We start from the raw sequence: 25,739 nt of genomic DNA on the forward strand, positions 1-25,739 counted from the left end.
GTTGAGAGTTTAGTTTTCATGGAATCCCTGACGTTACAACCTATCGCGCGGGTAGATGGCACCATTAATCTGCCTGGTTCAAAAAGTGTCTCGAACCGCGCTCTGCTGCTGGCAGCTCTGGCAAACGGCACCACCGTCCTCACAAACCTGCTGGACAGCGATGACGTGCGCCATATGCTCAATGCGCTGAAAGCGTTGGGCGTTCATTACACTCTCTCCGACGATCGTACCCGCTGCGAAGTGACCGGCAACGGCGACGCGCTGCGCTCGGGCGAAGAGCTTGAGCTGTTTTTGGGCAACGCGGGTACCGCGATGCGTCCGCTGGCGGCGGCCCTGTGCCTGGGTAGCAACAACATTGTGCTGACCGGCGAGCCGCGCATGAAAGAGCGTCCGATTGGTCACCTTGTGGATGCTTTGCGTCAGGGCGGCGCGCAGGTTGAGTATCTTGAGCAGGAAAACTATCCGCCACTGCGTCTGCGCGGCGGTTTTACCGGCGGTCACGTCGAGGTGGACGGCAGCGTCTCCAGCCAGTTCCTGACGGCACTGCTGATGACCGCGCCGCTGGCACCGCTGGATACGGTTATCACAATTAAAGGTGAGCTGGTCTCCAAACCGTACATTGATATCACGCTGCACCTGATGAAAACCTTCGGCGTTGAGGTGGAAAACCAGTCCTATCAGCGCTTCGTGTTGCGCGGGGCGCAGCAGTACCAGTCTCCGGGCAACTACCTGGTTGAAGGGGATGCGTCATCCGCGTCCTACTTCCTTGCCGCGGGTGCGATTAAAGGCGGCACGGTAAAAGTGACCGGTATTGGCCGTAACAGCGTGCAGGGCGACATCCGTATTGCGGACGTGCTGGAAAAAATGGGCGCCATTGTCACCTGGGGCGATGACTTCATCTCCTGTACCCACGGTGAGCTGAACGCCATCGACATGGACATGAACCATATCCCGGATGCGGCGATGACCATTGCCACGGCGGCGCTGTTTGCCAAAGGCACTACCACGCTGCGTAACATCTACAACTGGCGCGTAAAAGAGACGGACCGCCTGTTCGCGATGGCGACCGAGCTGCGAAAAGTCGGTGCCGAGGTGGAAGAGGGCGAAGACTACATTCGCGTGACCCCTCCGGCAAAACTGCAGTTTGCGGAAATCGGCACCTACAACGATCACCGCATGGCGATGTGCTTCTCGCTGGTGGCGTTGTCAGACACGCCGGTTACTATTCTTGATCCGAAATGTACGGCGAAAACCTTCCCGGACTACTTCGAACAGCTGGCACGCATTAGCACGCTGGCCTGATAACGTATTGCCGCATCGCCCGATGCGGCATTTCCTTACGCTTCATTACGAACACCTCCGCTCATTTCTTCTACACTCTGCTTCAATCATTCCGTAATTTGCACGCAAAGGTAACAGTTGCGCACGTTGGCGCGTATAATGCGCGGCGTTCATATAAACGGTATGCCTTATTTAAGGAGAAAAAGATGACGGCAGTTGCCCCGGTAATCACCATTGATGGGCCGAGTGGCGCAGGGAAAGGTACTCTGTGCAAAGCGATGGCGGAAGCATTGCAATGGCATCTTTTAGATTCGGGAGCAATCTATCGCGTGCTGGCGCTGGCCGCGCTGCATCACCATGTGGATGTCGCGTCTGAAGAAGCGCTGGTTCCGCTGGCTGCGCATCTGGATGTGCGTTTCGTATCGACCGATGGCAACCTGGAAGTCATCCTTGAAGGGGAAGACGTGAGCGGCGAAATCCGTACGCAGGAAGTGGCTAATGCGGCCTCTCAGGTCGCTGCGTTCCCGCGCGTTCGTGAGGCGCTGTTACGTCGTCAGCGCGCTTTCCGTGAAGCCCCGGGGCTGATCGCTGACGGACGCGATATGGGAACGGTGGTATTCCCTGATGCGCCAGTGAAAATTTTCCTTGACGCCTCTTCGGAAGAACGTGCTCAACGCCGCATGCTTCAGTTGCAGGAAAAGGGGTTTAGTGTTAACTTTGATCGCCTTTTATCCGAGATAAAAGAGCGCGATGACCGCGATCGTAACCGCGCCGTCGCCCCACTTGTTCCTGCAGAAGATGCATTAGTTCTGGATTCAACCAGTTTAACTATTGAGCAAGTGATTGAAAAAGCGCTACAATATGCGCGCCAAAAACTGGCACTCGCGTAATCGCGACCGATTTAGCAGTACCCCCGCTGCAATGGATTGACGGCGGGTATGTGAAACAACCCCATCCGGCACGGAGCCAGGTGGACGTTAATATTAACCTGAAGATTAAACATGACTGAATCTTTTGCTCAACTGTTTGAAGAATCCTTAAAAGAAATCGAAACCCGCCCGGGTTCCATCGTTCGCGGTGTTGTTGTTGCTATCGACAAAGACGTAGTACTGGTTGACGCCGGTCTGAAATCTGAGTCCGCCATTCCGGCAGAGCAGTTCAAAAACGCCCAGGGCGAGCTGGAAATCCAGGTTGGTGACGAAGTTGACGTTGCTCTGGACGCAGTAGAAGACGGCTTCGGTGAAACCCTGCTTTCTCGTGAGAAAGCTAAACGTCACGAAGCATGGATCACGCTGGAAAAAGCTTACGAAGAAGCTGAAACTGTGGTCGGTGTTATCAACGGCAAAGTTAAAGGTGGCTTCACTGTTGAGCTGAATGGTATTCGTGCGTTCCTGCCAGGTTCTCTGGTAGACGTTCGTCCAGTTCGTGACACTCTGCACCTGGAAGGCAAAGAGCTTGAGTTCAAAGTAATCAAGCTGGACCAGAAGCGTAACAACGTTGTTGTTTCCCGTCGTGCCGTTATCGAATCCGAAAACAGCGCAGAACGCGATCAGCTGCTGGAAAACCTGCAGGAAGGCATGGAAGTCAAAGGTATCGTTAAGAACCTCACTGACTACGGCGCATTCGTTGACCTGGGCGGCGTTGATGGCCTGCTGCACATCACCGACATGGCGTGGAAACGCGTTAAGCACCCAAGCGAAATCGTGAACGTGGGCGACGAAATCACTGTTAAAGTGCTGAAGTTTGACCGCGAGCGTACTCGTGTATCCCTCGGCCTGAAACAGCTGGGCGAAGATCCATGGGTAGCTATCGCTAAGCGTTACCCAGAAGGTACTAAACTGACTGGTCGCGTAACCAACCTGACTGACTACGGCTGCTTCGTTGAAATCGAAGAAGGCGTTGAAGGTCTGGTGCACGTTTCCGAAATGGACTGGACCAACAAAAACATCCACCCATCCAAAGTTGTTAACGTTGGTGATGTAGTGGAAGTGATGGTTCTGGATATCGACGAAGAACGTCGTCGTATCTCCCTAGGCCTGAAACAGTGCAAAAACAACCCATGGCAGCAATTCGCGGAAACCCACAACAAGGGCGACCGTGTTGAAGGTAAAATCAAGTCTATCACTGACTTCGGTATCTTCATCGGCCTGGACGGCGGCATCGATGGCCTGGTTCACCTGTCTGACATCTCCTGGAACGTTGCAGGCGAAGAAGCAGTTCGTGAATACAAAAAAGGCGACGAAATCGCTGCAGTTGTTCTGCAGGTTGACGCAGAGCGTGAGCGTATCTCCCTGGGTGTTAAACAGCTCGCAGAAGATCCGTTCAACAACTGGGTTGCACTGAACAAGAAAGGCGCAATCGTAAACGGTAAAGTGACTGCAGTTGACGCTAAAGGCGCAACCGTAGAGCTGGCTGACGGCGTTGAAGGTTACCTGCGCGCTTCTGAAGCTTCACGTGACCGCGTTGAAGATGCCACTCTGGTTCTGAACGTAGGCGACGACGTTGAAGCTAAGTTCACCGGTGTTGACCGTAAGAACCGTGCAATCAGCCTGTCTGTTCGTGCTAAAGACGAAGCTGATGAGAAAGATGCAATCGCAACTGTTAACAAACAGGAAGATGCAAACTTCTCTAACAACGCAATGGCTGAAGCTTTCAAAGCAGCTAAAGGCGAGTAATATCAGGTTCTCAGCATCATTTGCGCTGTAACGCATTTACAGCGTGAAGGATGAGGAGCAAACTTGACAGATTGCAGGATTCGTCCTGTAATCAATAACAAAGGGCGGCTACGGCCGCCCTTGTTTAATGAGCTGTTCAGCTAATTGGTTTGAAAGGAACCGGAGGAATCATGACCAAGTCAGAATTGATTGAAAGACTTGCCAGTCAGCAACCGCATATCCCTGCCAAGGCAGTGGAAGATGCCGTAAAAGAGATGCTGGAGCATATGGCCTCCACTCTTGCCCAGGGCGAGCGCATTGAAATCCGCGGTTTCGGTAGTTTTTCTCTGCACTATCGTGCTCCACGTACCGGGCGTAACCCGAAAACTGGCGATAAAGTCGAGCTGGAAGGCAAGTACGTTCCACACTTTAAGCCGGGTAAAGAACTGCGCGATCGCGCCAATATTTACGGCAACTGAGTTTAGCCAGCCGGTTAAACTGGGTTCGAAAGAAAGCACCTGCGGGTGCTTTTTTTGTCTCTGTCGCTTTCCTTCTGAAGGTGCCCCGCATTTTTCCGTTTCGTTTTCTGCAAACCGATAAAAACAGAACAGCGCGCGCTGTAAAACGTACTTTTCCCATCTGACAATTCGCTCTGCCTGATTAGATACTGCCCCTCTGAAACAGGGAGGTAGCAATGGGAATTCCCGCGCTTAGCGTCTGCGTCATTCTGGCAATAGCCCCGTTACTCTGGTTACCTGAACTGCCATCACGCCACACCGTGTGGATAATGATTGTTGGCGGGGTCGTGCTGGCCGCACGGCGAAACGTACGACTGAAGTATGCGGGTCTCACGCTGTTATTTTGCGTGTGGGGTATTCTGGCTGCGAAGGAGAGCGTCTGGCCGATGCAGCATTTAACGACGGGGGCCGTGCAGGCTGAGGTAGCAATTACCGCCACAGATGGCGCAACGCAGCATCAGGGAAACATTCTCCGCGTTGATGGCAAGCGCTGGTGGGCCTCTACAGGTGTAACGCTGTATGGAAATTATCTGCCAAAGAAAGCGTGTGCCGGCCAGCGCTGGAGTATGACGCTCAGGCTCAGGCCTGCTCATGGCGAACTGAACGACGGCGGCTATGATTCCCAGCGCAGCGCTTTTGCCCGGCACCAAACGCTGAGCGGGCGCTTCATCCGTGCGGAACTCGTCGATGGACGCTGCAGCCTTCGATCGCAATATCTCATGTCACTGCAAAACCGCCTTTCTGCTTACCGCTGGGGGGCGGTTATCCTCGGACTGGGAATGGGTGAACGTCTGGATGTGCCCCGGGAAATACAAGACCTGATGCGTGAAACCGGGACGCTGCATCTGATGGCGATTTCGGGACTGCATATCGCGCTGGCGGCATCCCTCGCCTGGTTACTCGCACGTGGGCTACAGTTTTTATTACCCAGCCACCGTATCCACTGGCAAATGCCTCTCCTGGCCGGGTTATGCTTTGCCGCTTTCTACGCCTGGCTTACCGGTCTGCAACCTCCTGCGCTACGCACGGTCATCGCGCTTGCTGTGCTTGCAATGTTGCGGATCGCTGCCAGGCAATGGTCTCCATGGCAGGTATGGGGGGGCTGTATCGCAGCGATCCTGATAAGCGATCCCTTAGCCATACTCTCGCAGAGTCTGCTTTTGTCTGCATTTGCTGTCGCCGCGCTGATTTTCTGGTTTCAGTGGCTGCCTCTTCCTGGCTGGCACCGGGTACGACGTATACGGCCGCTGCTGAACCTGATCTATCTGCAGGTCGGTATGCTGATGCTGCTGATGCCGCTACAGGTTCTGATTTTCCATGGATTCAGCATCTCCTCCCTGGTCGCGAATCTCTTTGCCATTCCCCTGGTGACGTTTGTCTCCGTGCCGCTGATCCTGCTCGGCATGCTGCTTCATCTGCTGCCGCTGGCGGCACCGGAAAGCGTCGTCTGGTTCGCAGCCAATAAGTCACTTGCGGGGCTGTTCTGGCTCCTCATGCGCCTGCCTGACGGCTGGCAAAATGTCGACCAACGCTGGCAGTACATGACATTACTGCCCTGGCTTATCATCACCGGATGGCGCTTTCGTGCCTGGAAAACCCTTCCTGCCGTTTGTCTTGCAGGAAGTGTTTTACTCACATTTCCTCTCTGGAGAACGGAAAAAAACGAGAGCTGGACGCTGCATATGCTGGATGTAGGGCAGGGGCTGGCGATGGTCATTGAACGGCAGGGAAAAGCCATTCTCTATGATACCGGGCTCGCCTGGCCGGGCGGGGATAGCGCGCAGCGGTTGATTATCCCGTGGCTTCGCTGGCATCACCTGCGTCCTGAAGGCGTTATTCTCAGTCATGAACACCTCGACCATGCGGGAGGACTCGCATCGTTGCAAAAAGCGTGGCCGGACGCGTGGGTAAGAAGCCCGTTGCGCCAGGCGGGACATCGGCCCTGTTTTCGCGGGCAGAGATGGAAATGGCAGGGAATCTCCTTCACTGTCCACTGGCCCCCCGAAAATTACCCGGCTCAGGGAAATAACCATTCCTGCGTGGTAAAGGTGGACGACGGTGAGCAGAGCGTTCTGCTAACGGGGGACATTGAAGCGCAAGCGGAACAGGCTATGCTTAGCCATTACTGGCGTTATCTGACGTCCACGCTTATACAGGTGCCCCATCATGGCAGCAATACTTCGTCGTCATTGCCGCTGGTACAGCGGGTGGAAGGTCAGATCGCACTGGATTCCGCGGCCCGCTATAACGCATGGCGATTCCCGTCGGCAAAAGTTGTCCGACGCTATCGAAAAGAGGGGTACATCTGGCACGATACCCCTCATTCTGGACAAATATCGGTGACATTCTCGCAACATCACTGGCAAATCCGGCGCTTGCGAGAGCAATTTTTACCCGTTTGGTATCATCAGTGGTTTGGCGAGCCCGTCGATAACAGGTAGAATATGCGGCTATTTCAACGAATGCTGGTTTTTTGAATGCATAACGACAAAGATCTCTCCACGTGGCAAACCTTCCGCCGACTCTGGCCGATGATTGCACCCTTTAAAGCAGGCCTGATCGTGGCGGGTGTAGCGTTAATCCTCAACGCAGCCAGCGATACTTTTATGCTATCGCTCCTCAAACCGTTACTGGACGACGGTTTTGGTAAAACGGATCGCTCAGTGTTGCTATGGATGCCTCTGGTGGTTATCGGACTGATGATCTTACGCGGCATCACCAGCTATATCTCAAGCTACTGTATTTCCTGGGTATCAGGGAAAGTGGTGATGACCATGCGCCGTCGCCTGTTCAGCCACATGATGGGCATGCCGGTTTCGTTCTTTGACAAGCAGTCTACCGGGACGCTGCTGTCCCGTATTACCTACGATTCTGAGCAGGTTGCCTCCTCTTCCTCAAGCGCGCTGATCACCGTTGTGCGTGAGGGCGCGTCAATCATCGGCCTGTTCGCGATGATGTTCTATTACAGCTGGCAGCTGTCGATCATCCTTATCGTTCTGGCGCCGATAGTTTCTATTGCTATCCGCGTCGTCTCAAAGCGCTTCCGCAATATCAGTAAGAATATGCAGAACACGATGGGGCAGGTGACGACCAGCGCGGAACAGATGCTGAAAGGGCATAAAGAAGTTCTGATTTTTGGCGGTCAGGACGTCGAAACCAAACGCTTTGATAAAGTCAGCAACAAAATGCGTCTGCAGGGGATGAAAATGGTCTCGGCCTCTTCCATTTCTGACCCGATTATTCAGCTGATTGCCTCCCTGGCGCTGGCATTCGTCCTGTATGCAGCAAGCTTCCCAAGCGTGATGGAGACGCTGACGGCGGGTACCATTACCGTGGTCTTCTCCTCGATGATCGCCCTGATGCGTCCGCTGAAATCCCTTACGAACGTGAACGCCCAGTTCCAGCGCGGGATGGCCGCCTGTCAGACGCTGTTCAGCATTCTGGATTCCGAACAGGAAAAAGATGAAGGTACACGCGAGATTGAGCGCGCCCGTGGCGACGTTGAATTCCGCAATGTCACTTTCGCCTATCCTGGACGTGAAACGCCGGCGCTGCGTAATATCAACCTGTCCATTCCGGCGGGTAAAACCGTGGCGCTGGTGGGCCGTTCCGGCTCGGGTAAATCAACTATTGCCAGCCTGATCACCCGTTTCTACGATATTAACGAAGGTGAGATCCTCCTGGACGGTCATGATCTGCGGGAGTATACCCTGCAGTCGCTGCGTAACCAGGTGGCGCTGGTCTCCCAGAACGTGCACCTGTTCAACGATACTGTGGCAAACAACATTGCGTATGCGCGCACGGATGAATACAGCCGCGAGCAGATTGAGAATGCTGCGCGTATGGCCTACGCAATGGACTTTATCAACAAGATGGATAACGGTCTGGATACGATAATCGGTGAGAACGGGGTGCTGCTCTCCGGCGGTCAGCGTCAGCGTATCGCCATTGCGCGTGCGCTGCTGCGCGATAGCCCAATTCTGATTCTGGACGAAGCGACCTCCGCACTGGATACGGAATCTGAACGCGCTATTCAGTCTGCGCTGGATGAGCTGCAAAAGAACCGTACCTCGCTGGTGATTGCGCACCGTCTGTCGACTATCGAGCAGGCTGACGAAATCGTCGTGGTTGAAGACGGCATCATTGTTGAACGCGGAAGCCATGCTGATTTGCTGGAACACCGCGGCGTTTACGCCCAGCTTCATAAGATGCAGTTTGGCGAATGATTGCACGCATCTGGTCCGGTGAATCCCCGCTGTGGCTGCTGCTTTTGCCGCTCTCCTGGCTATACGGCCTGGTGAGCGGCATTATCCGTCTGCTTTACCGTCTGGGGCTGAAGCGTGCCTGGCGCGCGCCGGTTCCGGTGGTGGTGGTCGGTAATCTTACGGCGGGCGGCAACGGTAAAACGCCGGTGGTGATCTGGCTGGTGGAGCAATTGCAAAAACGCGGTATCCGCCCGGGGGTGGTATCGCGCGGATATGGTGGTAAAGCGGGGCGTTATCCGCTGCTGCTGACGGCGGAAACCACGACTGCCGAAGCGGGTGATGAGCCGGTATTGATTTTCCAGCGTACCGGCGCGCCGGTTGCGGTCTCCCCGGTGCGCAGCGACGCCGTTCAGGCACTGCTTGCCGAACATGCGGTACAAATCATTATCACTGACGATGGCCTGCAACACTACGCCCTGGCGCGTGATAAAGAAATTGTGGTGATCGACGGGGTTCGCCGTTTCGGTAACGGCTGGTGGCTGCCGGCCGGACCCATGCGCGAACGCGCTTCGCGCCTTAAGTCCGTTGATGCGTTGATTGTGAACGGTGGTGAGGCAAAAGCGGGTGAAATCCCGATGTACCTGCAGCCAGGCCTGGCGATCAACCTGGTGACGGGTGAGCGCCGGTCGGTTGCTGAGCTGCCTTCACTGGTGGCGATGGCGGGGATTGGCCATCCGCCGCGCTTCTTTGCGACGCTGGAACAGTGTGGTGCCCGGCTGGAAAAACGCGTTCCGCTGGCCGACCACCAGGCGCTGGTGGAAGGGCAGGTAGACGCCCTGACCGTACCCGGGCAGTCGCTGATCATGACCGAAAAAGATGCGGTGAAATGCCGTGCCTTCGCGAAAGAAAACTGGTGGTATCTGCCGGTTGACGCTGAACTCAGCGGCGAGCAGCCGGAACGTTTGCTCAAGGAACTGATTGCGTTGGTGAAATAAACGCTTACGCGGTTCTGGTGGCGCTTTGACTGACAGGATAACGCATGTCTTTACCGCAACTCTCGCTTTCAGCCGCACGTCATTTACACCTTGCCGCGCAGGGGCTGCTTAAAAAGCCCCGCCGCCGCGCGCAGCCTGCCGATATTCTCTCTACCGTCCAGCGCATGTCGCTGCTTCAAATCGACACCATTAACATCGTGGCGCGAAGCCCTTACCTGGTGCTGTTTAGCCGCCTGGGGAATTATCCTTCGCAGTGGCTGGATGAGGCGCTCAGCAAGGGGGAGTTAATGGAGTACTGGGCGCACGAAGCCTGCTTCCTGCCCCGCAGCGATTTTGCCCTGGTTCGCCACCGTATGCTTGCTCCGGAAAAGATGGGCTGGAAATACCGTCAGGCGTGGATGCTGGAACATGCGGCCGAAATTGAGCAGCTAATCGCGCATATTCAGGATAACGGTCCCGTACGCTCCGCCGATTTTGAACACCCGCGCAAAGGCACCAGCGGCTGGTGGGAGTGGAAACCGCATAAGCGTCATCTCGAAGGGCTGTTTACCTCAGGCAAAGTCATGGTGATTGAGCGGCGTAATTTTCAGCGCGTGTACGACCTGACGCATCGCGTGATGCCGCACTGGGACGACGAGCGTGACCTGCTTACCCAGGAGGTGGCCGAGGCCATCATGCTTGAAAACAGCGCCCGCAGCCTGGGGATTTTCCGCACGCAATGGCTGGCAGATTACTATCGCCTTCGCCAGCCCGCGTTGAAACAGCTGCTGGACATCTGGCAACGCGAACAGCGCGTCATCCCGGTCACGGTGGACACGCTGGGCGAAATGTGGCTGCATGCGGATCTCCTCCCGCTACTGCCTCTGGCCCAGGAGGGGAAACTTCAGGCAACCCACAGTGCGGTGTTGTCGCCATTCGACCCGGTCGTCTGGGACAGAAAACGCGCCGAGCAGCTGTTCGACTTTAGCTACCGGCTGGAATGTTATACCCCGGCGCCAAAGCGCCAGTATGGTTACTTTGTACTCCCGCTGCTGCATAAGGGGCAACTGGTCGGGCGCATGGACGCCAAAATGTACCGCAAGACCGGCACGCTTGAAATCATTGCGCTTTATCTGGAAGAGGGCGTCAGGGTGACGGCGAACCTGGAAAAAGGGTTAACGTCCGCTATTAGCGAATTCGCGCGCTGGCAGGGCGCCCGCGACGTGACGCTGGGCCGGTTACCCGACGGGCTGTTTACATCCTGTCGAAGTGGCTGGGAAACAGGCACTCCCTGAAAAGGGAATGTGTTAAGCTTTAGCGATTACCCATACGGAGGAACTATGGATCACCGTTTACTTGAAATTATTGCCTGCCCGGTATGCAACGGCAAACTCTACTACAGCCAGGACAAACAGGAGCTGATTTGCAAGCTGGACAGCCTGGCTTTCCCGCTGCGTGACGGCATTCCGGTACTGCTGGAAAATGAAGCTCGTTCCCTGGTGGCAGAAGAGAGCAAACCATGAGTTTTGTTGTCATTATTCCTGCGCGTTATGCCTCAACGCGTCTGCCTGGTAAACCGCTGGTGGATATCAACGGCAAGCCGATGATTGTGCATGTTCTTGAGCGTGCGCGTGAATCCGGTGCCGATCGCGTGATTGTTGCTACCGATCATCCTGACGTCGCCCGAGCGGTTGAGGCAGCAGGCGGTGAGGTATGCATGACCCGCGCCGATCACCAGTCCGGAACCGAGCGTCTGGCGGAAGTGGTTGAGAAATGTGGTTTCAGTGATGATACGGTCATCGTTAACGTGCAGGGTGACGAGCCAATGATCCCGGCGGTGATTATCCGTCAGGTTGCAGAAAACCTGGCTCAGCGTCAGGTTGGTATGGCGACGCTCGCGGTGCCTATTCACCACGCCGAAGAGGCATTCAATCAGAATGCCGTGAAGGTGGTCATGGATGCCGAAGGCTATGCGCTCTATTTCTCGCGCGCCACCATTCCGTGGGATCGCGATCGCTTTGCGCTCTCTAAAGAGACCATCGGCGATACTTTCCTGCGTCATATTGGGATTTACGGCTATCGGGCCGGTTTTATTCGTCGATATGTTACCTGGGCGCCGAGTCCGCTGGAGCATATCGAAATGCTGGAGCAGCTTCGCGTGCTCTGGTATGGCGAAAAAATTCACGTTGCCGTTGCCAGCGAAGTGCCTGGAACGGGCGTTGATACGCCGGAAGATCTTGAGCGCGTTCGCGCCGAGTTGCGCTGATATAGCCTGCATCCCTCCTGACGGGGGGATGCCCTCTCCCTCGCTAATTCCCCTTTCTTTTCCCTAATTGTTCTCTTCCGGGTGACATCTTCCTTCTGGACGCTCATTATAAAAGCAGTAGTCTTAATGGGGGTAATCTCATATGGAACAGCTGCGTGCCGAACTTAGCCATCTGCTGGGTGAGAAATTAAGCCGGGTCGAATGCGTGAGTGAAAAGGCCGATACCGCGCTTTGGTCGTTGTATGACAGTCAGGGCAACCCAATGCCGCTGATGGCCAGAAGTTTCACCTCGCCGGGCGTTGCCAGGCAGCTGGCATGGAAAATGTCGATGCTGGCGCGTGAGGGAACCGTTCGTATGCCGACGGTGTACGGCGTGATGACCCACGAGGAACACCCCGGCCCGGACGTGCTGCTGATTGAGCGTTTACGCGGCGTGCCCGTTGAAGCGCCCGCGCGCACGCCGGAACGCTGGGAGCAGTTAAAAGACCAGATTGTCGAGGCGCTGCTGGCCTGGCATCGTCAGGATAGCCGCGGGCTTGTCGGTCCGGTCGACAGCACTCAGGAAAACCTGTGGCCGCTGTGGTATCGCCAGCGGGTGGAAGTGCTGTGGGGAACGCTTAACCAGTTCAACAATACCGGTTTAACCATGCAGGACAAACGTATTCTGTTTCGCACCCGCGAGTGCTTACCGGCGCTGTTCGACGGTTTTAATGACAACTGCGTGCTGATCCACGGTAATTTCACCCTGCGCAGCATGCTCAAAGACTCCCGTAGCGATCAGCTTCTGGCGATGTTGGGGCCGGGTATCATGCTCTGGGCTCCGCGCGAATACGAGCTGTTCAGGCTCAGCGACAGCGGGGCGGCGGAAGGTTTACTGTGGCACTACCTTCAACGCGCGCCCGTTGCAGAGGCGTTTCTCTGGCGGCGCTGGCTTTACCTGCTCTGGGACGAAGTCGCGCAGCTGGTGAATACCGGACGTTTTAATCGCGCAAATTTCGATCTGGCAACAAAATCACTCTTGCCCTGGCTCGCCTGACGATCCTTTCAGCCACTGCCAGAGGCGTCCGAGCGTCTCATAACCGACGCGATCGCTATGCATCAGCCAGGCCGGGGAGGGGATCGCCCGTTCCCACGGGTTGAGCGGCGCGTCGATGGCCATCTGGTTTGCCGGTGCGGGAAGCGGGTGCAGGCCTTGCTTCTCAAAGAAAATCATCGCGCGCGGCAGGTGTGAGGCGGAGGTCACCAGTAAGAACGGGACATCGCCTATTGCCTGCTTCACTGCGGCAGCCTCTTCTTCGGTATCTTTTGGGCTGTCGAGAGTGATAATTGAGGAACGCGGCACGCCGAGTGATTCCGCTACTCTGGCACCTGCCTCAGCCGTACTCACCGGGTTCGTTTTGGCTGCCGCGCCGGTGAAGATCATTTTTGATCCCGGATTTGCCAGCCAGAGGCGAATGCCTTCGTTTAGCCGTGGCAGGCTGTTGTTGATCAGGTTTGAACTGGGGGCCCAGTCAGGATCCCAGGTATATCCGCCGCCCAGCACCACGATATACGCCACTTTCTGATTTCCCTGCCATGTTGGGTACTTATTTTCGATGGGGCGTAACAGACCATCCGCGACCGGCTGCAGGCTCAACAGCAGCAGGACAAACCAGCCGAGCGTAATAAGCGTTTTGCCACTCTTCTGAAAGCGACTGAACCACACCAGCGCCAGCCCCAGCGCGATGATGATGAGCAGCAGCGGAAGGGGAAGCATCATCCCTCCAATGTATTTCTTAAGGGTAAAAAGCATCCTTTTTGGTTCCTTTTTTGACCATATAGCAGGTGATTACCCGTGATATTACACCAGAGAGGTTCATTCTCCGCGCGGGTGTGACAAAATAGCGGTTTTGCAGTTAGCGAGTGGAACTCTCCCAATGCGGGATCGCAATTTTGATGACATCGCGGAAAAGTTTTCGCGCAACATTTATGGCACCACGAAAGGGCAGCTCCGTCAGACGATCCTCTGGCAGGATCTGGACACCATTCTGGCTACCTTTGGTGGGCAAACGTTGCGCGTGCTGGACGCCGGTGGCGGTGAAGGGCAGACGGCGATAAAAATGGCCGAGCGCGGTCATCACGTCACGCTTTGCGATCTTTCTGCTGAAATGGTCGCCCGCGCGACGCGTGCTGCAGAAGAGAAAGGTGTGAGCGACAACATGCATTTTATACAATGCGCCGCTCAGGACATCGCGCAGCATTTGGAAACCCAGGTTGATCTGATATTGTTTCATGCGGTGCTGGAGTGGGTTGCCGATCCGCAAAGCGTGTTACAAACCCTGTGGTCGATGTTGCGCCCGGGCGGCACGCTGTCGCTGATGTTCTACAATGCTAACGGCTTCCTGATGCACAACATGGTTGCAGGCAACTTCGACTATGTGCAGGTCGGGATGCCCAAAAAGAAAAAGCGCACGCTTTCCCCGGACTATCCGCGCGATCCACAGCAGGTTTATGGCTGGCTGGAAGCGATTGGCTGGCAGATCGTCGGGAAGACGGGCGTCAGGGTGTTTCATGATTATCTGCGTGAAAAACACAAACAGCGTGACTGTTTTGACACCTTAACAGAATTAGAAACGCGGTATTGCCGTCAGGAGCCTTTTATCAGCCTTGGCCGCTATATTCACGTCACCGCGCACAAGCCGCAGATGCAAGGATAACCTATGAGTGAATTTTCCCAGACAGTCCCCGAACTGGTTGCCTGGGCCAGGAAAAACGATTTCTCCATCTCGCTGCCGGTAGACAGACTCTCTTTCCTGCTGGCGGTTGCCACGCTGAACGGCGAACGGCTGGACGGTGAAATGAGCGAGGGTGAACTGGTGGATGCGTTCCGCCATGTCAGTGATGCGTTTGAGCAAACCAGCGAAACCATTAGCGTGCGTGCCAACAACGCGATCAACGATATGGTGCGTCAACGTCTGCTGAACCGCTTTACCAGCGAACAGGCGGAAGGAAACGCCATCTATCGCCTGACGCCGCTGGGCATCGGCATCACCGATTACTATATTCGCCAGCGTGAATTTTCCACGCTGCGTCTTTCCATGCAGCTCTCGATCGTGGCGGGTGAGCTTAAGCGTGCCGCCGATGCCGCGGATGAAAACGGTGACGAATTCCACTGGCACCGTAACGTCTACGCGCCGCTGAAATATTCGGTGGCCGAGATTTTCGACAGTATCGATCTGACCCAGCGTCTGATGGACGAACAGCAGCAGCAGGTGAAAGACGATATTGCCCAGCTGCTGAATAAAGACTGGCGAGCGGCCATCTACAGCTGTGAACTTCTGCTGTCAGAAACCTCCGGCACGCTGCGCGAACTCCAGGATACGCTGGAAGCCGCAGGGGACAAGCTGCAGGCGAATCTGCTGCGCATCCAGGACGCGACGCTGGCGCACGACGATCTGCACTTTATCGATCGTCTGGTCTTCGATCTGCAGAGCAAACTCGACCGCATTATCAGCTGGGGCCAGCAGTCAATCGATCTGTGGATCGGCTACGACCGACACGTGCATAAATTTATCCGTACCGCGATTGATATGGATAAAAACCGCGTCTTTGCTCAGCGTCTGCGTCAGTCGGTGCAGACCTATTTCGATGCGCCGTGGGCGCTGACCTACGCCAATGCCGATCGTCTGCTGGATATGCGCGACGAAGAGATGGCGCTGCGCGATGAAGAGGTGACCGGTGAACTGCCGCCGGATCTGGAATACGAAGAATTTAACGAAATTCGCGAGCAGCTTGCGGCGATGATCGAAGAACAGCTCGCTGTCTACAAAACCAGACAAGTGCCGCTGGATCTTGGTCTCGTAGTGCGCGACTATCTGGCGCAATATCCTCGCGCGCGCCACTTCGACATTGCCCGCATTGTGGTAGACCAGGCGGTGCGCCTGGGCGTCGCGCAAGCAGATTTCACCGGACTGCCGCCGAAGTGGCAGCCAATTAACGATTACGGAGCCAAGGTACAGGCGCATGTCATTGACAAATATTGAACAAGTGATGCCCGTTAAGCTGGCACAGGCGCTGGCGAATCCGTTATTTCCGGCGCTGGACAGCCAGCTGCGTGCCGGTCGTCACATTGGCTTAGACGAGCTGGATAATCACGCCTTTTTGATGGACTTCCAGGAGTACCTGGAAGAGTTTTACGCGCGCTACAACGTGGAGCTTATCCGCGCGCCGGAAGGGTTTTTCTACCTGCGCCCGCGCTCCACGACGCTGATCCCGCGTTCCGTGCTCTCCGAGCTGGATATGATGGTCGGTAAAATTCTCTGCTACCTCTACCTCAGCCCGGAACGTCTGGCGAATGAAGGGATCTTCACCCAGCAGGAACTTTACGACGAGCTGTTGACGCTGGCGGATGAGAGCAAGCTGCTCAAGCTGGTGAACAACCGCTCCACGGGGTCGGATCTTGACCGTCAGAAATTACAGGAAAAGGTTCGCTCTTCCCTGAACCGTCTGCGTCGTCTGGGGATGGTCTGGTTTATGGGCCACGACAGCAGCAAATTCCGCATTACGGAATCTGTCTTCCGTTTCGGCGCAGACGTGCGTGCGGGCGATGACGCGCGTGAAGCGCAGCTTCGCATGATCCGCGACGGTGAAGCGATGCCGGTTGAAAACCATTTGCAGCTCAATGACGAGCATGAAGAGAATCTGCCGGATAGCGGGGAGGAAGAGTAATGATTGAACGCGGTAAATTTCGCTCACTGACGCTGATTAACTGGAACGGCTTCTTTGCCCGAACGTTCGATCTGGATGAGCTGGTCACGACGCTCTCCGGCGGTAACGGTGCGGGTAAATCCACCACCATGGCGGCCTTTGTTACGGCGCTGATCCCTGACCTGACGCTGCTTCACTTCCGTAACACCACCGAAGCGGGGGCCACAAGCGGCTCACGTGATAAAGGTCTGCACGGTAAGCTGAAGGCCGGCGTCTGTTATTCGGTTCTGGACGTTATTAACTCCCGTCATCAGCGTGTGGTGGTGGGCGTGCGCCTGCAGCAGGTCGCCGGTCGCGACCGTAAAGTGGATATCAAACCGTTTGCAATCCAGGGGCTGCCAACCTCCGTGCAGCCGACGGCGCTGCTCACGGAAACCCTGAACGAACGCCAGGCGCGCGTGTTGACGCTGCAGGAGCTGAAAGACAAGCTTGAGGCCATCGAAGGCGTGCAGTTCAAGCAGTTCAACTCGATTACCGACTACCACTCGCTGATGTTCGATCTGGGCGTGGTGGCGCGTCGTCTGCGCACGGCATCAGACCGTAGCAAATACTACCGCCTGATTGAAGCGTCGCTGTACGGCGGTATCTCCAGCGCGATTACCCGCTCCCTGCGCGACTACCTGCTGCCGGAAAACAGCGGCGTGCGTAAGGCCTTCCAGGATATGGAAGCGGCGCTGCGCGAAAACCGCATGACGCTGGAAGCTATTCGCGTTACCCAGTCTGACCGCGACCTGTTTAAACACCTGATCAGCGAAGCCACCAACTACGTGGCGGCGGACTACATGCGCCACGCCAACGAGCGCCGCGTGCATCTCGATCAGGCATTAGAATACCGCCGCGAGCTGTTTACCTCCCGTAAACAGCTGGTGGCCGAACAGTATAAGCACGTCGAGATGGCGCGCGAACTGGGCGAGCACAACGGTGCTGAAGGCGACCTGGAAGCCGATTATCAGGCTGCCAGCGATCACCTGAACCTGGTGCAGACCGCGCTGCGTCAGCAGGAAAAAATCGAGCGCTATGAAGCGGACCTCGATGAGCTGCAGATTCGTCTCGAAGAGCAGAATGAAGTGGTGGCTGAAGCCGCCGACATGCAGGAAGAGAACGAAGCCCGCGCCGAAGCGGCCGAGCTGGAAGTGGATGAGCTGAAAAGCCAGCTTGCCGATTACCAGCAGGCGCTTGACGTGCAGCAGACGCGAGCGATTCAGTACACCCAGGCATTGCAGGCATTACAGCGTGCAAAAGAGCTGTGCCATCTGCCTGACCTGACGCCGGACAGCGCCGACGAGTGGCTGGATACCTTCCAGGCCAAAGAGCAGGAAGCCACCGAGAAACTGCTCTCCCTCGAACAGAAAATGAGCGTCGCGCAAACGGCGCACAGCCAGTTTGAACAGGCTTATCAGCTGGTAGTCGCGATTAACGGCCCGCTGGCGCGTAACGAAGCCTGGGACGTTGCCCGTGAACTGCTGCGCGACGGTGTGAACCAGCGCCATCTGGCCGAGCAGGTTCAGCCGCTGCGTATGCGTCTGAACGAGCTGGAGCAGCGCCTGCGCGAGCAGCAGGAAGCCGAGCGTCTGCTGGCGGAATTCTGCAAGCGTCAGGGAAAAAATTACGATTTCGACGAGCTTGAGGCCCTGCATCAGGAGCTGGAAGCGCGTATTGCGGCCCTGTCCGATACCGTATCAAACGCCAGCGAACAGCGTATGACCCTGCGTCAGGAGCTGGAGCAGATTCAGTCCCGTTCGAAGACGCTCCTGGAGCGTGCGCCGGTCTGGCTGGCGGCCCAGAGCAGCCTGAACCAGCTCAGCGAGCAGTGCGGCGAACAGTTCGAATCCAGCCAGGAAGTGACCGAATACCTGCAGCAGCTGCTGGAGCGCGAGCGCGAAGCCATCGTTGAGCGTGACGAAGTGGGCGCCCGCAAGCGCGACGTCGATGAAGAAATTGAGCGCTTAAGCCAGCCGGGCGGGTCAGAAGATCCGCGCCTGAATGCATTAGCCGAGCGTTTTGGCGGCGTGCTGCTGTCCGAAATTTATGACGACGTTGGCCTGGACGATGCTCCGTACTTCTCCGCGCTGTACGGTCCATCCCGCAACGCGATTGTGGTCCCGGATCTGTCGCTGATTTCTGAGCAGCTTGCCGGCCTGGAAGATTGCCCGGAAGATCTCTACCTGATCGAAGGGGATCCGCAGTCGTTCGATGACAGCGTGTTCAGCGTCGACGAGCTGGAAAAAGCGGTGGTGGTGAAAATTGCCGACCGTCAGTGGCGTTACTCCCGCTTCCCTGAGCTGCCGCTGTTTGGCCGCGCCGCGCGCGAAAGCCGCATCGAGAGCCTGCACGCCGAGCGTGAAACACTGTCTGAACGTTTTGCGACCCTGTCGTTTGACGTGCAGAAAACCCAGCGTCTGCATCAGTCGTTCAGCCGCTTTATCGGCAGCCATCTCGCCGTAGCGTTTGACGCAGATCCGGAAGCCGAAATCCGCAAGCTGAACACCCGCCGTAGCGAGCTGGAACGTGCGATTGCAAGCCATGAAAGTGATAACCAGCAAAGTCGCGTTCAGTTTGAACAGGCGAAAGAGGGCGTCGCTGCCCTTAACCGCATTCTGCCGCGCCTGAATCTGCTGGCGGATGACACGCTGGCTGACCGCGTGGATGAGATCCAGGAGCGTCTGGATGAAGCGCAGGAAGCCGCGCGTTTCGTTCAGCAGCACGGCAATCAGCTGGCGAAGCTGGAGCCCGTCGTGTCTGTCCTGCAGAGCGACCCGGAACAGTTCGAGCAGTTAAAAGAAGATTATGCCTGGTCGCAGCAGGTGCAGCGCGAAGCGCGTCAGCAGGCGTTTGCTCTGACGGAAGTGGTGCAGCGTCGCGCGCACTTTGGCTACTCCGATTCGGCTGAAATGCTGAGCGGTAACAGCGATCTGAACGAAAAACTGCGTCAGCGCCTTGAGCAGGCGGAGGCGGAACGTACTCGCGCCCGCGAAGCGATGCGCAGCCACTCCGCTCAGCTGAACCAGTACAATCAGGTGCTGGCCTCGCTGAAAAGCTCCTTCGATACCAAGAAAGAGCTGTTAAACGATCTGCAGAAAGAGCTTCAGGACATTGGCGTTCGTGCCGACAGCGGGGCGGAAGAGCGTGCGCGTATTCGTCGTGACGAGCTGCATTCTCAGCTCAGCAATAACCGCGCGCGTCGCAATCAGCTGGAAAAAGCGCTGACCTTCTGCGAAGCCGAAATGGATAACCTGACCCGTCGCCTGCGCAAGCTGGAACGCGACTATCACGAAATGCGCGAGCAGGTCGTGACCGCCAAGGCGGGCTGGTGCGCGGTGATGCGCATGGTGAAAGACAATAACGTTGAGCGTCGCCTGCACCGTCGCGAGCTGGCGTATCTCTCTGCCGATGAGCTGCGTTCCATGTCGGATAAGGCGTTGGGTGCGCTGCGTCTGGCGGTGGCGGATAACGAACACCTGCGCGACGTGCTGCGTATGTCGGAGGATCCGAAACGTCCGGAACGTAAAATTCAGTTCTTCGTGGCGGTTTACCAGCACCTGCGCGAGCGTATTCGTCAGGACATTATCCGTACCGACGATCCGGTCGAAGCCATCGAACAGATGGAAATCGAGCTGGGCCGCCTGACGGAGGAGTTGACCTCCCGCGAGCAGAAGCTGGCGATCAGCTCCCGCAGCGTGGCGAACATCATTCGTAAAACTATTCAGCGCGAGCAGAACCGTATCCGCCAGCTGAACCAGGGTCTGCAGAGCGTGTCGTTTGGCCAGGTGAACAGCGTGCGCCTCAACGTCAACGTGCGTGAGGCCCACGCGATGCTGCTGGAAGTGCTCTCAGAGCAGCACGAGCAGCATCAGGATCTGTTCAACAGCAACCGTCTGACCTTCTCCGAAGCGCTGGCGAAGCTGTATCAGCGCCTGAACCCGCAGATTGATATGGGGCAACGTACGCCGCAAACCATCGGTGAAGAGCTGCTGGACTACCGTAACTACCTGGAAATGGAAGTTGAGGTAAACCGTGGCTCAGACGGCTGGCTGCGTGCGGAATCCGGGGCGCTCTCTACCGGTGAAGCGATCGGTACCGGGATGTCAATTCTGGTGATGGTGGTACAGAGCTGGGAAGATGAAGCGCGCCGCCTGCGCGGCAAAGATATCTCGCCATGCCGACTGCTGTTCCTGGATGAGGCGGCGCGACTTGATGCCCGCTCAATTGCCACGCTGTTCGAGCTTTGCGAACGTCTCGATATGCAGCTCATTATCGCGGCGCCGGAGAACATCAGCCCCGAGAAGGGCACCACCTACAAACTGGTGCGTAAGGTGTTCCAGAACAGCGAACACGTTCACGTTGTCGGTCTGCGTGGCTTTGCGCCGCAGCCGCCGGAGTCATTGCCGGAAACCACGGCGGACGCTTCCTGAAGCATGTTCTGTCCCGAAGCGGCGCACTGGCGCCGCTTTTTTTTTAAACTTAACTTGTGCTTGGGGCTGCGTTATCTTTAAACTTCTTTACATAAGGTAAGGCAACAGCTTAGCCGTCTACCTATAATGAAAGAAAGCCCCAGCGTGATGGGCATGTCGTGAAAACAGGGGGCAAGGGATGTTGCTAAAGAAAGAATGTGGTCGTCAGCTGTCTGCGCTGAGTTTATGCCTGGCAGTGATGTTTGCTCCGCTGTTAACCGCCCAGGCCGACGAGCCTGAAATTGTGCCGACTGACAGCTCGGCAACGACAGGCGCTCAGCCAACGTCGTTGTCCCAGCCGCTGGAGCAGTCTCCGGCGACGGCTATCATGGCCGGAATTAAACCGCTGCCGGAAGGCATCGACGCGGAATCGCTCAGTCAGCAGCTGCAGTCGGGGCTGCCATCAGGCTACACGCCTGTCTATATCAATCAGCTCACGCTCCTCTATGCCGCCCGCGATATGAAACCGATGTGGGAAAACCGCGATGCCGTGCGCGCCTTCCAGCAGCAGCTGGCGGAAGTCGCGATTGCAGGGTTTCAGCCGCAGTTTACAAAGTGGGTTGAGCTGTTAACCGATCCTGCCGTCACCGGGCAGGCGCGTGACGTGGTGCTTTCCGATGCCATGATGGGCTACCTGCAGTTCGTGGCGGGTATTCCGGTCAACGGCAACCGCTGGCTATACAGCGATAAGCCGTACAAGCTGGCGACGCCGGCGCTGTCGGTGATTAACCAGTGGCAGCTCGCGCTGGACAATGGCGAACTGCCGCGCTTTATTGCCAGCCTGGCACCGGCGCATCCACACTATGCCACTCTGCACCAGTCGCTCCTCGCGCTGGTGGGGGACACGCGTCCATGGCCGCAAATGCGCGGTACCGCGACGCTGCGTCCAGGGCAGTGGAGCAGCGATGTTCCTGCCCTGCGCGAGATCCTGACGCGTTCCGGTCTTCTTGACGGCGGGCCAAAGATTGCACTTCCGGGTGACGATCCACAAAACGTCGCCGTCAGCCCATCAGCGCCAGTAAAAGAGAAGAAAGCCGTTGTTCTGAGCAACAAACCCGCGGCTTACGATCGCGAGCTGGTAGCGGCCGTTAAACAATTCCAGGCGGCTCAGGGGCTGGGGGCCGATGGCGTCATTGGCCAGACGACGCGCGACTGGCTGAACGTATCGCCTGCGCAGCGGGCAGGGGTGCTGGCGCTCAATATCCAGCGTTTGCGCCTGCTGCCGGGAACGCTCTCTACCGGGATTATGGTAAACATCCCGGCGTATTCCCTGGTCTATTATCAGGATGGTAGCGAAAAACTGGCGTCGCGCGTGATTGTCGGGCGTCCGGATCGTAAAACACCGATGATGAGCAGCGCGCTGAATAACGTGGTGGTTAACCCGCCGTGGAACGTGCCGCCGACCCTGGCGCGAAAAGACATTCTGCCGAAGGTCTGGAACGATCCGGGTTATCTGGAACGTCATGGCTATACGGTGATGCGTGGATGGAACAGTAAAGAGGCTATCGATCCTTATATGGTCGACTGGTCGACAATCACGGCGTCAAACCTGCCGTTCCGTTTCCAGCAGGCACCGGGGGCGCATAACTCTTTAGGGCGTTACAAATTCAACATGCCGAGTTCTGACGCTATCTATCTGCACGATACGCCGAACCACAATCTGTTCCAGAAAGATACGCGCGCGCTGAGTTCTGGCTGCGTGCGCGTGAACAAAGCCTCGGAGCTGGCCAATATGCTGCTGCAGGATGCGGGCTGGAACGATACGCGCATTTCGGATGCCCTGAAGCAGGGGGATACGCGTTACGTGAATATTCGGCACAATATTCCGGTCAATCTTTACTATCTGACTGCGTTTGTGGGCGAAGACGGGCGTACTCAGTACCGTACAGATATTTACAATTATGATCTCACCGCGCGATCCGGCGCACAAATTTTGCCAAAAGCGGAACAATTAATCAGGTAAATGAAGCAGTTCGGGAAAAATGATTGTCGTAAGTTAGGGTGAATAGGGGGCTATATCGCTGCAAGCCGCGTATTCACTGGGGTTGGGCGCCTTGACGTACCCGGTTTTGCCAGTTAAGGTGCCCTTCGTGCGCTAAGCATATTACGATTTCTTTTACCTGTAGACCTGATTATCATGGACAAATTTGACGCTAATCGCCGCAAACTGCTGGCGTTAGGTGGTGTTGCGCTTGGCGCAGCGGCCATCTTGCCGACGCCAGCATTTGCCACCCTCTCGACACCTCGTCCGCGAGTTTTAACGCTCAACAATCTCCATACCGGTGAGTCGCTAAAAGCGGAATTCTTCGATGGCAGAGGCTATATTCAGGATGAATTAGCAAGACTTAACCATTTTTTCCGTGATTTCCGCGCGAATAAAATAAAAGCCATCGATCCAGGACTGTTTGATCAGCTTTTCCGCCTTCAGGGCCTGCTGGGCACCAGCAGGCCGGTGCAGCTCATTTCTGGCTATCGCTCGATTGATACCAATAATGAACTGCGCGCCCACAGTCGCGGGGTAGCCAAAAAAAGCTATCACACGAAGGGACAGGCAATGGATTTCCATATTGAAGGCGTTTCGTTAGCCAATATTCGCAAAGCCGCGTTATCTATGCGCGCAGGTGGTGTAGGATATTACCCCAGCAGCAACTTTGTGCATATTGATACCGGTCCGGTTCGGCACTGGTAATAACGAAACACAGGAGCAGTATGAACTATCGTATTATTCCGGTTACCGCGTTCTCCCAGAATTGTTCATTGATCTGGTGCGAACAGACTAAACTGGCCGCGCTTGTCGATCCCGGCGGTGACGCTGAGAAAATCAAGCAGGAAGTCGCAGCAAGCGGCGTCACGCTGATGCAGATTTTGCTCACTCATGGTCATCTTGACCATGTAGGTGCTGCGGCTGAACTGGCTGAACACTATGGTGTGCCGGTGATCGGCCCGGAAAAAGAAGATGAGTTCTGGCTGCAGGGGTTACCCGCCCAAAGCCGCATGTTTGGCCTTGATGAGTGTCAGCCCCTGACGCCCGATCGCTGGCTGAACGAAGGAGAGCGCGTTAACGTAGGGAATGTGACTTTACAGGTGTTGCATTGTCCTGGGCATACGCCAGGCCATATCGTCTTCTTTGATGACCAGTCTCGTCTGCTGATTTCCGGCGATGTGATCTTCAAAGGTGGCGTAGGACGCAGCGATTTTCCCCGCGGCGATCATGGGCAGCTGATCCAGTCGATTAAACAAAAGTTATTGCAGCTGGGTGATGACGTTACGTTTATTCCAGGACACGGTCCGATGTCGACGCTGGGCTATGAACGGCTCCATAATCCGTTCCTTCAGGATGAGATGCCTGTCTGGTAACCAGAATAAAAAAAGCCTGCATAACGCAGGCTTTTTTATGGGCGCAAATTACAGTACGGCGACAATCGCTTCGCACAGTGGCGCCATGTTGTCAGGCGTCATACCAGCAACGTTCACGCGGCCAGAGGCCACGGCGTACACGGCAAACTCTTCACGCAGACGCAGAACCTGCTCTTTGGTCAGGCCGCTGAACGAGAACATGCCGTTCTGTTTGATGATAAAGCTGAAGTCGCGGTCCGCGCCTTTCTCAGCCAGGGTATTCACAAACAGCAGGCGCATGCGCTGAATGCGCTGGCGCATATCGTTCAGCTCTTGTTCCCAGATAGCGCGCAGCGCATCGTTGCTCAGGATAGTGGCAACAACAGACGCACCGTGTGCCGGTGGGTTAGAGTAGTTAGCGCGGATAACCGATTTCATCTGGCTGAACGCGCGATCGACGGTCTCTTCGTTAGCGGCAACCAGCGTACAGGCACCCACACGCTCATTGTACAGACCGAAGTTCTTGGAGTACGAGCTTGCGACAATCAGCTCCTGATGCACGGCTGCGAACGCGCGCAGGCCTTCGGCATCTTCTTCCAGACCACGGGCGAAGCCCTGGTAGGCAAAGTCAAACAGCGGTAGCCAGCCTTTTTCAACGGACAGCTTCGCCAGGTGTTGCCACTGCTCAAGCGTCGGATCGATACCGGTTGGGTTGTGGCAGCAGCCGTGGAACAGCACCACGTCACCTGCCTGCGCTTCGCTCAGGCTCGCCAGCAGGCCGTCAAAGTCAAGAGAGTGGTTTGCCGCGTCGTAGTAAGCATATTCACGCACTTCCAGACCCGCAGAGTTAAACACGCTCTTGTGGTTCGGCCAGCTTGGGTTGCTCACCCATACGCGCTTAACAGAGGTGTTTTTCGCAAGGAAATCCGCCGCCACGCGCAGCGCACCGGTACCGCCCGGGGTCTGTGCCGTACGGGCACGTTTGTCACTCACAATTGCGCTGCCTTTACCGAACAGCAGCTCCTGGGTGCAGCGACCAAATTCAGGGATACCATCAATACCGAGGTAGTTTTTGGTGGTTTCGTTTTCCAGCAGATACTGCTCAGCTTTCTTAACGCTGGTCAGTACCGGAGTTTTGCCGGTTTCATCTTTATATACACCAATACCCAGGTTGATTTTGCCAGGGCGGTCGTCGGCACGAAACAGATCGGCCAGGCCCAGAATAGGGTCGGCAGGAGCGGCGGTAATGTTCTCAAACATGACGAAGTTCCATTGTGATTACAGAAGTGAAATCCGCTATCAGGTTAA

Annotated in this window: 20 protein-coding genes; 18 read left to right on the plus strand and 2 right to left on the minus strand. The window is 56.2% G+C overall.

The features are described from left to right. Window positions 1-18 precede the first annotated feature (18 nt). The 11 genes from aroA to ACMWLG_RS00960 all read left to right on the plus strand — a co-directional run bounded on the left by aroA (window position 19) and on the right by ACMWLG_RS00960 (window position 12,934). Window positions 19-1,302 (plus strand): 3-phosphoshikimate 1-carboxyvinyltransferase, encoded by a 1,284-nt coding sequence (gene aroA / locus ACMWLG_RS00910; RefSeq protein WP_045404130.1) that lies wholly within the window; start codon window positions 19-21, stop codon window positions 1,300-1,302. Window positions 1,303-1,487: 185 nt separating this feature from the next. Continuing rightward, a complete protein-coding gene (cmk, locus tag ACMWLG_RS00915; protein ID WP_013097305.1) occupies window positions 1,488-2,171 on the plus strand; it encodes a (d)CMP kinase in 684 nt (227 codons plus the stop codon). Between the two features lie 111 nt (window positions 2,172-2,282). Beyond that, window positions 2,283-3,956, plus strand: a complete 1,674-nt coding sequence (rpsA, locus tag ACMWLG_RS00920) for a 30S ribosomal protein S1 (protein ID WP_008499966.1) — start codon at window positions 2,283-2,285, stop codon at window positions 3,954-3,956. 170 nt (window positions 3,957-4,126) lie between these two features. After that, window positions 4,127-4,414, plus strand: coding sequence for an integration host factor subunit beta (gene ihfB, locus ACMWLG_RS00925; protein WP_008499965.1), 288 nt, complete (start codon window positions 4,127-4,129; stop codon window positions 4,412-4,414). 215 nt (window positions 4,415-4,629) lie between these two features. Then, entirely contained in the window at window positions 4,630-6,894 is a 2,265-nt protein-coding gene (locus ACMWLG_RS00930; RefSeq protein WP_045404132.1) for a ComEC family protein, read from the plus strand. 36 nt (window positions 6,895-6,930) lie between these two features. Next, window positions 6,931-8,679 carry a lipid A ABC transporter ATP-binding protein/permease MsbA gene (gene msbA / locus ACMWLG_RS00935; protein WP_023310998.1) on the plus strand — a complete coding sequence of 583 codons (1,749 nt, stop codon included), beginning with the start codon at window positions 6,931-6,933 and terminating at the stop codon, window positions 8,677-8,679. After that, window positions 8,676-9,653: a tetraacyldisaccharide 4'-kinase gene (lpxK, locus tag ACMWLG_RS00940; protein WP_045404133.1), complete on the plus strand. Its 978-nt coding sequence runs from the start codon at window positions 8,676-8,678 to the stop codon at window positions 9,651-9,653. Before msbA ends, lpxK begins: the two co-directional genes overlap by 4 nt. A 44-nt stretch (window positions 9,654-9,697) precedes the next feature. After that, entirely contained in the window at window positions 9,698-10,927 is a 1,230-nt protein-coding gene (locus ACMWLG_RS00945) for a winged helix-turn-helix domain-containing protein (RefSeq protein WP_414762936.1), read from the plus strand. Window positions 10,928-10,972: 45 nt separating this feature from the next. After that, window positions 10,973-11,155 (plus strand): protein YcaR, encoded by a 183-nt coding sequence (gene ycaR, locus ACMWLG_RS00950; protein ID WP_006174474.1) that lies wholly within the window; start codon window positions 10,973-10,975, stop codon window positions 11,153-11,155. Continuing rightward, a complete protein-coding gene (gene kdsB, locus ACMWLG_RS00955) occupies window positions 11,152-11,898 on the plus strand; it encodes a 3-deoxy-manno-octulosonate cytidylyltransferase (protein WP_045404136.1) in 747 nt (248 codons plus the stop codon). The genes ycaR and kdsB overlap by 4 nt, the downstream gene beginning before the upstream one ends. A 142-nt stretch (window positions 11,899-12,040) precedes the next feature. Beyond that, entirely contained in the window at window positions 12,041-12,934 is an 894-nt protein-coding gene (locus ACMWLG_RS00960) for a YcbJ family phosphotransferase (protein WP_023311002.1), read from the plus strand. Here the strand turns inward: ACMWLG_RS00960 and elyC are convergent. Beyond that, a complete protein-coding gene (elyC, locus tag ACMWLG_RS00965) occupies window positions 12,911-13,690 on the minus strand; it encodes an envelope biogenesis factor ElyC (protein ID WP_032658191.1) in 780 nt (259 codons plus the stop codon). The genes ACMWLG_RS00960 and elyC overlap by 24 nt on opposite strands. Before the next feature lie 124 nt (window positions 13,691-13,814). Here elyC and cmoM point away from each other — a divergent pair, with 124 nt between their 5' ends. The 7 genes from cmoM to ACMWLG_RS01000 all read left to right on the plus strand — a co-directional run bounded on the left by cmoM (window position 13,815) and on the right by ACMWLG_RS01000 (window position 24,452). Beyond that, entirely contained in the window at window positions 13,815-14,594 is a 780-nt protein-coding gene (cmoM, locus tag ACMWLG_RS00970; RefSeq protein WP_023311004.1) for a tRNA uridine 5-oxyacetic acid(34) methyltransferase CmoM, read from the plus strand. A 3-nt stretch (window positions 14,595-14,597) separates the two neighbouring features. Then, a complete protein-coding gene (mukF, locus tag ACMWLG_RS00975; RefSeq protein WP_045404137.1) occupies window positions 14,598-15,920 on the plus strand; it encodes a chromosome partition protein MukF in 1,323 nt (440 codons plus the stop codon). Further along, on the plus strand, window positions 15,901-16,605 hold the full coding sequence (mukE, locus tag ACMWLG_RS00980) for a chromosome partition protein MukE (RefSeq protein WP_008499954.1): 705 nt from the start codon (window positions 15,901-15,903) through the stop codon (window positions 16,603-16,605). The genes mukF and mukE overlap by 20 nt, the downstream gene beginning before the upstream one ends. After that, on the plus strand, window positions 16,605-21,056 hold the full coding sequence (gene mukB / locus ACMWLG_RS00985; protein WP_045404138.1) for a chromosome partition protein MukB: 4,452 nt from the start codon (window positions 16,605-16,607) through the stop codon (window positions 21,054-21,056). Before mukE ends, mukB begins: the two co-directional genes overlap by 1 nt. 178 nt (window positions 21,057-21,234) lie before the next feature. After that, entirely contained in the window at window positions 21,235-23,058 is a 1,824-nt protein-coding gene (gene ldtD / locus ACMWLG_RS00990; protein ID WP_045404140.1) for a L,D-transpeptidase, read from the plus strand. A 174-nt stretch (window positions 23,059-23,232) separates the two neighbouring features. Next, entirely contained in the window at window positions 23,233-23,784 is a 552-nt protein-coding gene (locus ACMWLG_RS00995; RefSeq protein ID WP_023311008.1) for a YcbK family protein, read from the plus strand. 20 nt (window positions 23,785-23,804) lie between these two features. Further along, window positions 23,805-24,452 carry an MBL fold metallo-hydrolase gene (locus tag ACMWLG_RS01000; RefSeq protein WP_045404141.1) on the plus strand — a complete coding sequence of 216 codons (648 nt, stop codon included), beginning with the start codon at window positions 23,805-23,807 and terminating at the stop codon, window positions 24,450-24,452. Window positions 24,453-24,500: 48 nt separating this feature from the next. On the opposite strand, the gene aspC is transcribed toward ACMWLG_RS01000, so the two are convergent. After that, complete coding sequence (aspC, locus tag ACMWLG_RS01005) at window positions 24,501-25,691, minus strand: aspartate transaminase (RefSeq protein WP_045404142.1); 1,191 nt, start codon at window positions 25,689-25,691, stop codon at window positions 24,501-24,503. Window positions 25,692-25,739: the final 48 nt, after the last annotated feature.

The organism is Enterobacter sp. 01-M-02-SI-ECC (assembly GCF_047530595.1).
GTDB classification, from domain to species: Bacteria; Pseudomonadota; Gammaproteobacteria; order Enterobacterales; family Enterobacteriaceae; genus Enterobacter; species Enterobacter cloacae_M.

Excerpts from the sequence above, each read along its gene's own strand:
- ACMWLG_RS00960 (WP_023311002.1), top strand. The coding sequence starts at position 12,041 with ATGGAACAGCTGCGTGCCGAACTTAGCCATCTGCTGGGTGAGAAATTA.
- ACMWLG_RS00945 (WP_414762936.1), top strand. The coding sequence starts at position 9,698 with ATGTCTTTACCGCAACTCTCGCTTTCAGCCGCACGTCATTTACACCTT.
- lpxK (WP_045404133.1), top strand. The coding sequence starts at position 8,676 with ATGATTGCACGCATCTGGTCCGGTGAATCCCCGCTGTGGCTGCTGCTT.
- elyC (WP_032658191.1), bottom strand. The coding sequence starts at position 13,690 with ATGCTTTTTACCCTTAAGAAATACATTGGAGGGATGATGCTTCCCCTT.
- mukE (WP_008499954.1), top strand. The coding sequence starts at position 15,901 with ATGTCATTGACAAATATTGAACAAGTGATGCCCGTTAAGCTGGCACAG.
- mukF (WP_045404137.1), top strand. The coding sequence starts at position 14,598 with ATGAGTGAATTTTCCCAGACAGTCCCCGAACTGGTTGCCTGGGCCAGG.
- ACMWLG_RS01000 (WP_045404141.1), top strand. The coding sequence starts at position 23,805 with ATGAACTATCGTATTATTCCGGTTACCGCGTTCTCCCAGAATTGTTCA.
- ycaR (WP_006174474.1), top strand. The coding sequence starts at position 10,973 with ATGGATCACCGTTTACTTGAAATTATTGCCTGCCCGGTATGCAACGGC.
- ldtD (WP_045404140.1), top strand. The coding sequence starts at position 21,235 with ATGTTGCTAAAGAAAGAATGTGGTCGTCAGCTGTCTGCGCTGAGTTTA.
- aroA (WP_045404130.1), top strand. The coding sequence starts at position 19 with ATGGAATCCCTGACGTTACAACCTATCGCGCGGGTAGATGGCACCATT.
- ACMWLG_RS00995 (WP_023311008.1), top strand. The coding sequence starts at position 23,233 with ATGGACAAATTTGACGCTAATCGCCGCAAACTGCTGGCGTTAGGTGGT.
- rpsA (WP_008499966.1), top strand. The coding sequence starts at position 2,283 with ATGACTGAATCTTTTGCTCAACTGTTTGAAGAATCCTTAAAAGAAATC.
- kdsB (WP_045404136.1), top strand. The coding sequence starts at position 11,152 with ATGAGTTTTGTTGTCATTATTCCTGCGCGTTATGCCTCAACGCGTCTG.
- ihfB (WP_008499965.1), top strand. The coding sequence starts at position 4,127 with ATGACCAAGTCAGAATTGATTGAAAGACTTGCCAGTCAGCAACCGCAT.
- mukB (WP_045404138.1), top strand. The coding sequence starts at position 16,605 with ATGATTGAACGCGGTAAATTTCGCTCACTGACGCTGATTAACTGGAAC.
- msbA (WP_023310998.1), top strand. The coding sequence starts at position 6,931 with ATGCATAACGACAAAGATCTCTCCACGTGGCAAACCTTCCGCCGACTC.
- cmoM (WP_023311004.1), top strand. The coding sequence starts at position 13,815 with ATGCGGGATCGCAATTTTGATGACATCGCGGAAAAGTTTTCGCGCAAC.
- cmk (WP_013097305.1), top strand. The coding sequence starts at position 1,488 with ATGACGGCAGTTGCCCCGGTAATCACCATTGATGGGCCGAGTGGCGCA.
- aspC (WP_045404142.1), bottom strand. The coding sequence starts at position 25,691 with ATGTTTGAGAACATTACCGCCGCTCCTGCCGACCCTATTCTGGGCCTG.
- ACMWLG_RS00930 (WP_045404132.1), top strand. The coding sequence starts at position 4,630 with ATGGGAATTCCCGCGCTTAGCGTCTGCGTCATTCTGGCAATAGCCCCG.